The organism is Sphingomonas pituitosa NBRC 102491 (assembly GCF_001598435.1).
Lineage (GTDB): Bacteria > Pseudomonadota > Alphaproteobacteria > Sphingomonadales > Sphingomonadaceae > Sphingomonas > Sphingomonas pituitosa.
Window position 1 is genome coordinate 23465 of sequence record NZ_BCYY01000024.1, and the last position, 11952, is coordinate 35416.

Below are 11952 nucleotides of genomic sequence, written 5' to 3' on the forward strand. Positions count from 1 at the left end.
GGTCAGCCCGTGCGGGATCGGCCCCTAGGCTCCTCCAATGCTACGAAGATAGGCAGTCCCAGTCGGGTGCATTCCGATGCAGATTAGATGCAATTGAAGCGCTGTGGCTGCACCCCACACACGTGAATATATAACGGTCAAAATTGGCGCGCCGGATGAATGAGTCTTCCGGGATCAAGTACGTCGATCATCCATTCGTGATTTAGTGCCAGAAGAGCCTTGCTCGATCAACCTTAAGCAACTGACTTTACAGTAAAATTACAGACCTTCGAAATCGCCGAGAGTAGCGCCAACACGCTTTCAATTAGTGGAAAAGGCTGGACGTAAGTGGAAGGGCTTCGAAGCCTGAAAGGCTGAGCCGCCCAAAGAGGCTAGACTGATCATCTCTGCGCACGCCGACCGGATCGTCCGCATGGGTGCGATCCTCCTCATCACGTGGATCGACGATCCTCGAAGTCCGACAGGCAATCTCGCCTTGCTCGGATTTGGCTATGCGGATCCCGACGCGATGCAGGCCACGTTTGCCGACATCATAGCCCTAGTTGTCGATGACGGTGTCCTGTTCAATTCAGATACCTTGCGTGTTGATAGCATCCGAGAAGCCGTTGAATATGGTGGTGTCCGCTTGCGGGCCATCGCCGATGTCGGCAGTGCGCGTTTGCCGGTTGCGATTGGCGTCGGCTCCGGAGATGCTCTGGAGCCCGGCGCCGAAATACTCGATTACCCCCCGCCACTTTCGCGATCGGCTGATTGCCGCGGCGGTTTACCGTGGAGTTCGTCGCGCACGCGATCCCATTCTTCCTTCAACACTGCCTGCGCCGCGGCTGTGACCGGCGCGACGAGTGCCTGCCGCTTGTCATAGTCTCCGGCGGCCGCTTCAAGCGCGCGCAGCGCCATAATCAACTTGCGTGAAGGCGCCTCCGCCGGGTTGAGCAGCAACTCGATCTTGGCCATCACTTCATTGGCCTTGATCACCCGATCATCGAGGCGAAGCCATTGATCTTCGGTCGCGCCAGCACCGGCTTTTCGCCAGTTTGGAAGCAAGGAGAGCGCCTCCGCGACCCGCGCACGCAGTTCGTTGATCCATTCCTGGCGTAGCCGCGCAACCGCGTGAATGCCTTGATTGTCGGAACTACGGTTGGCGGCCTGCGCCGATTGCGCCGCCGCATGGGCGCTTGAGGCGGCGACCGCAATCGCTTCGCGTGTGACGGTTGCCTGAAGATCGGCAACCTTGAGCGATGTGCGCGGCGTGATCCTAATCGCCGCATAGGCGGCGACGACTGCGCCGATGAAGCTTGCCACGTTGAGGAACAGGATGATCCAGACGGGTGGCGAGGCGGTCTGGAAAAAGCTCGCCGCCGCCGCATTAGCATCGGCGCGGTTGGTGGCGCCGGTCCCGAGCAGAAACCCCGCGAACAGGACAACGGCGACAAAGCAGAGCGCCGCTATAACCCATAGCACGACCCACAGAATGCCGGACCGGCTCTCGTCAGAGTTACTTGTCATGATGCTTCCCACACCTTGCGCAATGTACCGGCCGAGGGCACGCCGACCGTGTACCAGTCGGTCTGATAGATCGCTTTCACCTCACCACGAAAGTCGCGCTTCGGCGTCAGCACGACATCGCCGCCGGGTTCGCGCGTGTCCTGGTTGACGACGATGGCGTTGAGTGCGGGAAGTCCGTTCATCAGGCAATAATGGCCGACAATACCGAGCTGGCGGCTGAGCATGTGCCCCGCGCGGCGATCGGCATGACCCATTCGCTCGGCGAGCTCGCCATAGGTCAGGGTGCGATCGGAAGCTCTGATCGGCGCAGGTCGACCGCAGACATATCCGGTCAGGATCAGCCAGATGCGCTGCGCCTGAACAGGCAGCCGGTCGCCAATCGCATATCGGCGGATGGCAGGAATATGGGCGGGACGACTCATGATTGTGCTCATGTGGACAGCATGTGCAAAAATGCACATCACGAGTCAATTGACACATCATGCCGCTGCGGCCTCATATTTGCGGGCGAGCAGTTCGGGCAGCCCCGAGCGGAGGTCGCTGGCGAAGTTGGCGCGCACGAAGTCGATCTCCGCGCGCACCGTTGCGCCGACGAAATTCCGCGCCCGGCGGACAACCGCGTGGTTAATCAGCGTGACGATCGTCGCCGGCGCCAAGCCCTTGAAAGCGTCGAGGCGGGCGCGATTCCGCGCAGCGAAGAACAGCCGTTGCGGGCTGATCGGCATAGCTACATAACCCTCGGGCCCGAAGATCGCGCTGGTCTGGGCGAGCACGGCGTCCGACACCATCAGGTTTCGCGGGCCAGCCACGTCCAGCACTGCCCAGTGCATATCGTTCAGCCGTTGGCCGTTGGTCGGATTATCGACCTGCTGGCGAAGGACATGCATGGCGGCGCGGTCCGCGAGGTGTGGGCCCATTTTGGCGACCGCTTCCGCCCAGGTCGCCGGATATCCCGGCTGACGCCGCGCCTGATAGGCTTCAGCGAACTGCGTATCGTCGATACCGAGCAGCGCGGCGGTGGCGTCCTTGAGACCGCGCACTCCGTCAGGCGTGCGAAACCAGAGCGACATGATGAACCGGCTCCAGGCACTGCGCTCGCGCCGGTCCATGGCGTCTATCTCACCGTCGAGCAGCATCTGGTGGGCGGTCGCGGCGCGGTCGTCGAGCAGCGCCATCAGTTCCTGCTCGATCTGCTGCGCGCACTCGGGGGGATCATCCGGCGTGGTGTAGAGATATTTCTCATAGCCGAGCTCGGCCGGCGCGACATGCTTGGCGGCGAAATTGTTCATCCAGGGATTGGTGAAGCGCCACAGCTTGCCATCGGGTCCGGCCCAGGCGGACAGCAGGAACTGGGCAATGAAATGATGCTTGATCGGCGGGTTCGACGACATCGCGGCATCCTCCTGTTCAAGCCCTTCCGCCGCGCCCGTCGCAAGACGCGGCGGCGGGCGACCGGCTCAGTGCAGCAAGCGGCGGCGCAGCTGCGACAGTCGGTTCTTGACCGTGCCCCCGGCAAGGTCGAGCTCTTTAGCGATCTCGCTGTGGCTATGCCCCAGCGCCACCATCTCGATCAGCCGCCAGTCGGCTTCGCTGACGGCGGCACGGATGCGGTCGAGATCCTGCCGGGCGCAAAGGCTGTCGTGCGACGAGGGCAGCTGGATCGCGTCGGCGGTCGGCAGATAGACCTCGGCAAGCGTCATCGCGCGGCGACGATGCTTGGCCACGCGATTTCCAGCGAGCACCTGGAGCGTTGCGGCAATGTCGGGGACAGGAAGAGGTGGGGTCTGTTGGACGAGGGCGATCGCGGCATCCGCGGCCTCGTCGGCAGCCCAGTAGCGATGGTTGATGTGGTGGTGATCGGCGGCACGCTGCATGCGTGCGACCAAGGCCCAATGGGGGCTTAACTTCATATCGGTCGTCCTATCGTTCTGCCGGCGCTATTGCCGGACAGGGCTTCTGTTGGGGTCCGTGCCGCCTCTTCTCGCTCCGAATGCCAGGACGCTGTGCCTGGCTGCCGGAGATCATCGAGTCGTTGCGGTCGATTTCCTCACGAAACGGTTGTATATCATTAACGCAAAATTAGTTCCAGCGGGACCGGCGATTGGCCGGCCCCGCTGGGTGTGTTAAGTCAGTTTGCCTGCAGCTGGACCCGCAGGTTGTCGGACCACTGGCGGCGCAGCGTGTCGAACAGCTCGCGCCGCTCATCCCCCTCGCTGCCCGCCGTCATCTGGCCCTGGGTGCGCGCGAGGCTCATCAGCAGCAGCTGCAGCGACACTACGACCTCATTGGCCTCGCAGTCGACTGGACCCTCGCTCTCGTCGTCATGCATCCCGTCAACGCTAGCGGCGGCGACCAACTTGACCAGCGGCTGATACAGCTTGGTGTAGAAGGGATGGGCGGTGTTCAGGGTCAGGATCACTTTCCCATACTGATAGTCAGCATGATAGAAGGGCCAATATTCATCATGCTTGAACTGGGTCAGATAGGTCGAGGCTTGCACCCGTTCGAACGCCTGTTCGTCGGTCTCACCATCGCGCTTGAGCGCCGCCGCCAGGCCGCGCAGGTTCTCGGCGAGCATCGTCTCTTCTTCCGGCGTCTGCGGAGCGGGCGCGGGCAGCTGACGCCCCTGCAGCGCATCAGTGGCGCTAGCACGGCGTTCGGCTTCGCTCGCCGGACTCGTTGGCGTATCGCTGTCGCCCGCTACGCGTGAGGCGGCGATGCTCTTTTTGACCGCCAGGACGTCATCCCGGATGATCTGCATGATCGTGTCGTAGACGAACTTCTTTGGGCGAACGCCCTGCTTATTCATCGCGACGCCAAACGCCTCATCGAGCTCCGCCGGGAAGTCGATCTGCAGCCGCATCCACTTGGTATCGCCATGCACGCGCATATTAAGTGCAGCGATTGGTCCGGCGTGGACCTCGCGATCAGCGCGCATGAACGATACCTGGAAATCGTCATAAACGCCCATGTCGCTCTTCAGCACCTTCTTGGGCAGTTGACCCCATTCCTCGATCGGCAACCGGTAGAGACGAACCGATACCGGTGCCTTGTTGGGGCTGCCCTCGGCCAGCGGCACTTCGATCCGCGTCCAGCTCTGGACCAGCCGGCTGCGCTTCTCCTCCAGCCCCTCGACCTTGGCGTGACGCGCTGACAGCATCCAGAAGGTCGGATCGACCGCCTCGAGGCGGCGGTTGTTAACGTAGATTGCCACGCCCTTTTCGAGATGCTTGCGGTAGACCCGCGCCATCTCTTTGACCGCATGATCGACCAGCGTCTTCGCTGACTTGTAGGTCAGGCGGTCGCAATCGGGCATCATGACGATCGTGCCGTGGCTGCCGAGCCGGGCATAGACATCGTCCTCGCTCTGGGCGAGCAGGTCCTGCGTTTCGTTGGGGTTCTTCGGGTACACCATTGGTCGCGACATGATGCGCGTAACGCTCGACGGCAGCTCCGCCAAAAACTCCGGCTCGGGAAGTTCGATCAGGTTCGAGCGGTTGTTGCTGATCTCGTTGACGTCGAGAATCATGCGATAGAAGGCGCGATCGTCCTGCCAGGAGTAGAGCTCCATCACTGGGCTCATCGACAGCGCCGCGGCCTTCATGCCGACGCCGTAGCGGCCGATGCTCGAGCGGTTCTCATAAACCATCGACCCGCCGAACGAGGTCGCGACCTGGAGCACGTGCGGCGCCATGCCGCTGCCGTTGTCGACGATCATCACGTCGACGCTCTTCTGCGCCTTGTCCTTCTGCTCGTGGAAATAGATGCGGACTTCGCTCGCATCCCACTGCAGCGAATTGTCGACATGCTCGCACACCGCCGAGATGGTGTCGTTATAGCCGACGTCACGAAGCGAATTGACCAGCGTCTGCCCAAGGAACAGCGGCACCTTGGTGCCCTCCTTCAGGATCCGCTGCAGGACGGCGCGGCCACCCTTAGGAGCCGCATTGCCCCAGCTGTGATAGGGGTCGTTGCCGATCGACGGCGTGGCGGCGGTATCAGTTTCGTTCAGCATTGGTCTTCCTTCCCATGGTTGGTGACGCGCTGTTGCGTCACGGGATGAGGCGCGCTCGATGCTGGCCTCACTCATTAAGGTAGGCTAGGCGGGCAAAGGTAACGGCGATTGCGGCGGCAGGCAGGATTTTTTTGCTCTGCACATGCCGGTCATGCTGTTATGGGCGCTGCGGCCCGGAGAAGACGGAGCGCCACGTGACGGCGTCCCCTGCGTCGCGAACAGCCGCGACAACCGGGCAGCATGAAGTTAGACTCCGGTCATGGGCGCGGCAAAAAGGCTGCGCATATCCGCATGCCGGTCGGTCGGCGTGTAGAGGGTCGAAGGGATATGAACTGCTATCGATTTTCGGCTATTCGAGGCGTACAAGCGGGCCGCGCCTATTTCGTCATTATGGTGCCGTTCAGCACGGTGCAGCCGCTGTTTCGCTTCGACGACGCCGATTTGCCGCCCGAACTCACAGCACAACGCGAGTTGACCCGGTCACGCATTCCGGCCATCGCCCGTTACATCGTCGATAATGCCGAGACCTATGTGCTCTCCGCCCTGTCGGCCTCGATCGACGGCAATTTCAGGTTCCATGCGGTTGGAGCAGGTGATGGCGAGCGCAATGTCGGCACGCTTGAGGTCGATCTGGCCGCAACGCTGGTCATCAACGATGGTCAGCACCGCCGCGCGGCGATTGTCGAGGCACTGCGCGAGCGGCCGTATCTCGCCCATGAGACGATCGCTGTGACGCTATTCCCCGATCGGGGCCTCGGTCACGCGCAGCAGATGTTCGTCGATCTGAACCAACATGGCGTGAAGCCGTCGCGCTCGCTGCGCATCTTTTACGACGCACGTGATGGCGAAGCCCAGGTGACCAAGGCGGTGATCGATGCGGTGCCGCTATTCCACCATCTAACCGATCTAACCCATGTCACGCCCAAGGCGGGATCGCGCAAGCTGTTCGGCCTCTCCAGCGTGCATGTCGCGGTCAAGACGCTGATCGCCGACGCCGGCCTCAGCGGCGATGCCGCGGTCGATGCCGCGGTCGAATACTGGTCGGCGGTCTGCGACAATATGCCCGACTGGCAGGCGGCGGCGCGGCTCGACATCCTGCCCGCGGAACTGCGCCGTGAAACCGTCCATGCGCACGGTCTGGCGCTGGAAGCGCTGGCAATCGTTGGCGCGCGATTGTTCGATGCCTATCCCGATGCCTGGCGCGCGCGGCTGGCCGGGCTGCAGCGGCTCGACTGGTCGCGGGCCAACACCGGCTTGTGGGAAGGGCGGGCGATGGTCGGCGGCAAGGTCAATCGCTCGCGCACCAGCGTTTTACTCACAGCTGAACTCATCTGGACCTGGATCGAGGCGCAATCCGGTGGCGCGGTCGCACAACCCGTCCTACAGTGAGGCAGGGGGTCGCAAGACCGGCATTTTTACGTTGATTCGAGTATTATGGCAGCACGGGAACCGGGGGTTTTACAGGCCCTTCACGACGATATTCGCGAGATTTACCAGGCCGACTCGCGGCCCTGGGTGGTGGGCTATTCGGGCGGCAAGGACTCGACCACCGCGCTGCAGCTGATCTGGACCGCGATCGCCAAGCTGCCGGCTGAGAAGCGGGTCAAACCGATCTACGTGATCAGCTCCGACACGCTCGTCGAAACGCCGGTCGTGTCGCGCTATATCGACGTTACGCTCGAAAAAATCGCTGCCGCCGCGACCGAGCAGAATATGCCCGTCATCACTCACAAAGTCGTGCCCGAAGTCGACAAGAGCTTCTGGGTGAACATGATCGGGCGCGGCTATCCCGCGCCGTCGCGCCGCTTCCGCTGGTGCACTGAGCGGCTAAAGATCGAGCCGGCCAATGAGTTCATCAAGAGCCGCGTCGCCGAGTTCGGCGAGGTGATCATGGTGCTGGGCGTGCGGTCGCAGGAATCGGCGACCCGCTCACAGGTCATGTCGCTCCACCGGATCGAGGGCAGCAAGCTCTCGCGGCATTCCTCTCTTCTCAACGCGTTTGTCTACGCACCGATCGCCGATTTCTCGACCGACGATGTCTGGACCTATCTGCTGCAGAATGCCTCGCCATGGGGCAGCGACAATCGCGACCTCGTCGCGATGTACCGCAACGCCGCGTCGGGCGAATGCCCGCTGGTGGTCGACACCACCACGCCGTCATGCGGAAATTCGCGCTTCGGCTGCTGGGTCTGTACGGTCGTGGAGCGCGACAAGGCAATGGAGGCGATGATTGACAGCGGTGAAGAATGGCTGACGCCGCTGCTCGAATTCCGCGACAAGCTGTCCGAAACGCAAAAGCCCGAACTGAAGACGCGCTATCGCGACTTTCGGCGCCGGACTGGCAAGGTGCAGTTCATTGGTGACACCGACCGGGTGATGCCGGGGCCGTACACCATGGATTTCTGTCGCGAGTTGCTGCGCGGCCTGCTCGAAACGCAAAAAGAAGTCGCCGCTGACGCGCCCTTGGGCGAAGCGCCGATCCTGATCCACGAAGCCGAGCTGCACGAGATCCGACGGTTGTGGCGGACCGAGCGCGGCGACTGGCCGGATAGCGTGCCGCGCATCGTGCGCGAAGTGATGGGTCGCGACTATGACTGGGTCGCCGAGGACACCGTCGCCTTCACCCAGGACGACAATGAACTGCTCGACACGATCTGTGCCGAAAATGACGTGCCGACAGAGCTGGTGGTGAAATTGCTCGATGTCGAGCGCGCCTCGCACGGACTGAAGCGGCGTCATGCCGTTCACACCCGGATCGAGGACGCGTTCCGCCTCGAATGGCGCGATCTCGAAACCCTTGTTGCCGAACGCCGAGAGCAACTTGGCGTGTCGGGCGACGATGTCGTTGCGATCGACGACGAAGAAGAGAGCGACGATCTTTTTGCCGCACCGCCCGCGCACGAGGACGACGCAGCATGATCCTGCGCGCGATCCATCTCGAGAATTTCGGGCTCTACGCCGGGCGTCAGACGCTCGACCTCAGCCCGCGCGGCAAGCCGGTCGTGCTGGTCGGCGGCCGCAACGGTGCTGGCAAGACGACATTGCTCGAGGCCGTGCGTCTCGCGCTTTACGGTCGCCGCGCGCTCGGCATGCGCATCGCGCAATCGGAATATGAGACGCATCTGCGGCGGCGCGTCCATGCTGGTAGCGGTTCTGACCAGGCCAGCGTAGCGTCGGTCGGGCTCGATTTCGACTATACCGAAGGCGGCATCGTTCACCGTTACCGCGTCGTTCGCCGCTGGACAATCAAGGCCAGCAAGGCAACCGAGACGCTGGTGCTCGAAAAGGACGGTGCTCCGGTCACCTCGGTGCCGCGTGAGGAATGGGCGAACTTCCTCCAGGAGCTGATCCCGCCAGGCGTGTCGCAGCTGTTCTTCTTCGACGGCGAGAAGATCGCCGAGATCGCGCACGATGGCCCGGACGAAGGTCTCGCCGAAGCTGTCCGCGGGTTGCTCGGGATCGAGCTGGTCTCGCGGTTGCGCACCGATCTTGGACTCTACCTCGCGCGCCACAGCAAGGCCGATGATCGCAAGTCGGCCGAGGCCTATGAGCAATGTGTGCGGGACATCGCGCAAGTCGACACCGACACCGCGCGGATGATCGAGGAGATAGCCGAACTTCGCTCGGCGCGCGACGGGCTTGCCCGCACCGCCTATAATGTTCGCCAGCGGTTCGTGGCCGAAGGCGGCGATGCCGCCAATCAGCGCGCGACGCTGGAGGCGGCGCACACGGAGGTCACCGCGCAGATCGCGCGCCGCGAGAATGAGCTCAAGGATCTCGCCGGCGGTCTGATGCCTTTCGCAATGGCGCCGAAGTTGGTGGCGCGATTTGCTGAAACGCTCAGTCAGGCAGGCGACCCCGGCGTCGAGAATGCGCTGGCGTTGCTCCGCAGCCGGCTGCTCGAATGGCGTGCGGGTGGCGAGCCGGTGCGCAAGGCGAATTGGAAAGACGGGCACTGGACCGACCTCGAGCAATTTCTGGCATCCGATGCCGGGGTGCCGGGCAATGCCGCTGTTGCCTGGCTCGAACTTGGTGAACGCCGCAGCCTGCTTGGGCGACTGGAAGAAATCCGTGACAGGGTCGGGCCGCGCGCGCGGCTCCTGGTTGCCGATCTCGACGCGCATACCAACCGCCTGCGCGAACTCGATGCCGAGCTGGTGCGCGCATCAGGCCATGCCGCAGGCGTGGTGCTCGATGAATTGGTCGAGGCCGAACAGCAATTGGGAGCGGCCGAAGCGCAATTGAAGGCGCGAAGCGAAGAGCTGAAGGTACTCGAATTCCGCAAGACCGCGCTGATACGCGACAAGCGGCGGCTCGAGCAGGTCCAGCAGGAAAGCCGCGATGCCGCTGGCCGCACCAGCTTGGCGCAGCGTGTCGGCACTGTGCTACAACGCTATGAGGACGATCTGCTCGACCTCAAGATCGCGCAGCTCAAGACAGCGTTCGTCAAGCGCTTCAACCATCTCGCCCGCAAGGACGATTTCGTCGCCGACGTCCGGATCGACCGCGCTACACTCGATGCCGTGCTGATCGACTCGCATGGCCGCGAACTGCCCAAGTCGAGCCTGTCGGCAGGTGAAAAGCAGGTCTATGCGATCGCGATGCTCTGGGCGCTGGCGCATACCAGCGGCCGGCAGTTGCCGATGATTGTCGACACCCCGCTGGCCCGCCTCGATACGGAACACCGTGCCGCGCTGGTCGAGCGCTATTTCCCCGAGGCGAGCCATCAGGTGATTGTGCTGTCGACCGATACCGAGATCGACGATGCGCTGCTCGCCAAGCTGGGGCCGAAGGTCTCGCACAGCTTCCGGCTCGATTATGATCACAAGGCGCGGGCAACCCGTGTGCTGTCGGGCTATTTCGGCGACGAGGAGGGGCAGGACGATGCGCTTCAACAAGCTTAAAATCTCGGCCGATGCGACTAGCCGCCTGCGTTCGCTCCGGCAGCGCACCGGGCTCACTCCGAACTTGCTCTGCCGCGCGGCGATCATGCTGTCGCTCGAAGAAGGGCCGGTCGGCGGCGGCACCACGCCCGACGAAGAGGGACAGGAGTTCAATGCCTATACGCTGACCGGCGATTACAATGGTCTGATCGGTGCATTGCTACGCTTCGTCGAAGAGACTGAACCAGACCTCGCCGTCCCACTCACCAATGATCAGTTGGTGGGTCGCCTGCGATTCCATATCCACCGCGGCGTCGCAACGCTTGCCGTGCGTGCCAAGTCGCCGGCTGATGTCGCGCGCCTCGCGATGGCAACATGAGCGATACCGCACCGCTCTATCTCGATAACAATGCGACCACCCGCACCGACCCGCGCGTCGTTGAGGTGATGCTGCCCTATTTCACCGAGGATTTCGGTAATCCGTCGAGCGTTGAACATCGGCATGGCAACCGTGCCCAGAGGGCAGTGAAACAGGCGCGCGAGCAACTCGCTGCCGTGATCGGCGCACGCGAAGGCGAGATCCTGTTCACAGGTAGCTGCACCGAAGCCAATAACATCGCGATCCTGGGGGCGGCACGGGCGCAGCCGGATAAAAGGCATCTGATCACCAGTGCCATCGAACATCCGTCGGTGCTTGAGCCAATGCGATCGCTCGAACGCGAGGGATGGGCACTGACCGTGCTGCCGGTGGATGCCGAGGGCCGGGTGTCGCCCGATGTCGTCCAAGCCGCGCTGCGCCCGGACACGGTGCTGGTGTCAGTCATGGCCGCCAATAACGAGGTCGGGACGATCCAGCCATTCGCCGCGATTGGAGCGCTCTGCGAAGCCGCCGGCATCCTGTACCATTGCGATCTTGCCCAATTGCTCGCGCATCACCGCGTCGATGTGATCCGTGATCATATCCACCTCGCCAGCATGTCGGGCCACAAGGCCTATGGCCCAAAGGGGATCGGCGCGCTCTATGTTCGCTCGCGAGCGCCGCGCGTACGCATCGCGCCGATCAGCTACGGCGGCGGTCAGGAAAAGGCGTTGCGCCCCGGAACGCTCAACGTGCCGCTGATCGTCGGCATGGGCGAAGCGGTCGCGCTCGCCGGGCGTGGCCAGGACAAGGAACGGGCGCGGCTCGCGGCAATGGCTCAGCGGTTCCGCGCTTTGGTCGTGGCCGAACTCGACGGCGTGATGTTCAACGGACCGTCCGAGCAGCGCCTGCCCGGCAATATCTCGCTGTCGATCGATGGTGTCGAGCCGCTCGCGCTAATGCACCGCCTCAATGGTATCGCCAGCTTCTCGGCATCGAGCGCCTGTTCGACCGAGAAGGTCGAAACGAGCCCCGTGCTGTTGGCTATGTTCGGCGACACGCCGCGCGCCCGTCAGGCGTTTCGCGTGTCACCAGGCCGGTTCACCACGGCGGATGAGCTAATGCAGTTCGCCGAGGCCCTGGTGCGCGAGGTCCGCGATATCCGGCGCTTCGCCGCCTGAGCGCTGATC

10 protein-coding genes are annotated in these 11952 nt (G+C 63.0%); 5 read left to right on the forward strand and 5 right to left on the reverse strand.

The genetic code is table 11. The features are described from left to right. Window positions 1-720 precede the first annotated feature (720 nt). The 5 genes from SPI01S_RS17505 to SPI01S_RS17525 form a co-directional block, all read right to left on the reverse strand. Window positions 721-1506: a hypothetical protein gene (locus tag SPI01S_RS17505; RefSeq protein ID WP_157084763.1), complete on the reverse strand. Its 786-nt coding sequence runs from the start codon at window positions 1504-1506 to the stop codon at window positions 721-723. Beyond that, the gene (locus SPI01S_RS17510; protein WP_066725620.1) at window positions 1503-1928 is read right to left on the reverse strand and encodes a hypothetical protein; all 426 of its coding nucleotides are present in this window, start codon (window positions 1926-1928) and stop codon (window positions 1503-1505) included. Before SPI01S_RS17510 ends, SPI01S_RS17505 begins: the two co-directional genes overlap by 4 nt. Window positions 1929-1985: 57 nt before the next feature. After that, entirely contained in the window at window positions 1986-2897 is a 912-nt protein-coding gene (locus tag SPI01S_RS17515; RefSeq protein WP_066725623.1) for a DUF4238 domain-containing protein, read from the reverse strand. 66 nt (window positions 2898-2963) lie between these two features. After that, the gene (locus SPI01S_RS17520) at window positions 2964-3380 is read right to left on the reverse strand and encodes a sigma factor-like helix-turn-helix DNA-binding protein (protein ID WP_066725625.1); all 417 of its coding nucleotides are present in this window, start codon (window positions 3378-3380) and stop codon (window positions 2964-2966) included. A 254-nt stretch (window positions 3381-3634) separates the two neighbouring features. Continuing rightward, complete coding sequence (locus tag SPI01S_RS17525) at window positions 3635-5521, reverse strand: ATP-binding protein (RefSeq protein ID WP_066725627.1); 1887 nt, start codon at window positions 5519-5521, stop codon at window positions 3635-3637. A gap of 240 nt (window positions 5522-5761) precedes the next feature. On the opposite strand from SPI01S_RS17525, the gene dndB reads away from it, so the two are divergent. Genes dndB through SPI01S_RS17550 form a run of 5 tightly spaced genes read left to right on the forward strand, consistent with a single transcriptional unit; the run spans window position 5762 to window position 11943 of the window. Next, window positions 5762-6910, forward strand: a complete 1149-nt coding sequence (dndB, locus tag SPI01S_RS17530; RefSeq protein ID WP_084253545.1) for a DNA sulfur modification protein DndB — start codon at window positions 5762-5764, stop codon at window positions 6908-6910. Between the two features lie 45 nt (window positions 6911-6955). After that, on the forward strand, window positions 6956-8440 hold the full coding sequence (gene dndC, locus SPI01S_RS17535; RefSeq protein ID WP_066725633.1) for a DNA phosphorothioation system sulfurtransferase DndC: 1485 nt from the start codon (window positions 6956-6958) through the stop codon (window positions 8438-8440). After that, window positions 8437-10425 (forward strand): DNA sulfur modification protein DndD, encoded by a 1989-nt coding sequence (gene dndD, locus SPI01S_RS17540; RefSeq protein WP_066725641.1) that lies wholly within the window; start codon window positions 8437-8439, stop codon window positions 10423-10425. The genes dndC and dndD overlap by 4 nt, the downstream gene beginning before the upstream one ends. Beyond that, the gene (dndE, locus tag SPI01S_RS17545; protein ID WP_066725643.1) at window positions 10406-10783 is read left to right on the forward strand and encodes a DNA sulfur modification protein DndE; all 378 of its coding nucleotides are present in this window, start codon (window positions 10406-10408) and stop codon (window positions 10781-10783) included. The genes dndD and dndE overlap by 20 nt, the downstream gene beginning before the upstream one ends. After that, complete coding sequence (locus SPI01S_RS17550) at window positions 10780-11943, forward strand: cysteine desulfurase family protein (RefSeq protein ID WP_066725645.1); 1164 nt, start codon at window positions 10780-10782, stop codon at window positions 11941-11943. The genes dndE and SPI01S_RS17550 overlap by 4 nt, the downstream gene beginning before the upstream one ends. Window positions 11944-11952: the final 9 nt, after the last annotated feature.

What these genes read in the sequence shown, in the direction of transcription:
- SPI01S_RS17505 (WP_157084763.1), bottom strand. Translation starts at nt 1,506, where the DNA reads ATGACAAGTAACTCTGACGAGAGCCGGTCCGGCATTCTGTGGGTCGTG.
- SPI01S_RS17510 (WP_066725620.1), bottom strand. Translation starts at nt 1,928, where the DNA reads ATGAGTCGTCCCGCCCATATTCCTGCCATCCGCCGATATGCGATTGGC.
- SPI01S_RS17515 (WP_066725623.1), bottom strand. Translation starts at nt 2,897, where the DNA reads ATGTCGTCGAACCCGCCGATCAAGCATCATTTCATTGCCCAGTTCCTG.
- SPI01S_RS17520 (WP_066725625.1), bottom strand. Translation starts at nt 3,380, where the DNA reads ATGCAGCGTGCCGCCGATCACCACCACATCAACCATCGCTACTGGGCT.
- SPI01S_RS17525 (WP_066725627.1), bottom strand. Translation starts at nt 5,521, where the DNA reads ATGCTGAACGAAACTGATACCGCCGCCACGCCGTCGATCGGCAACGAC.
- dndB (WP_084253545.1), top strand. Translation starts at nt 5,762, where the DNA reads ATGAAGTTAGACTCCGGTCATGGGCGCGGCAAAAAGGCTGCGCATATC.
- dndC (WP_066725633.1), top strand. Translation starts at nt 6,956, where the DNA reads ATGGCAGCACGGGAACCGGGGGTTTTACAGGCCCTTCACGACGATATT.
- dndD (WP_066725641.1), top strand. Translation starts at nt 8,437, where the DNA reads ATGATCCTGCGCGCGATCCATCTCGAGAATTTCGGGCTCTACGCCGGG.
- dndE (WP_066725643.1), top strand. Translation starts at nt 10,406, where the DNA reads ATGCGCTTCAACAAGCTTAAAATCTCGGCCGATGCGACTAGCCGCCTG.
- SPI01S_RS17550 (WP_066725645.1), top strand. Translation starts at nt 10,780, where the DNA reads ATGAGCGATACCGCACCGCTCTATCTCGATAACAATGCGACCACCCGC.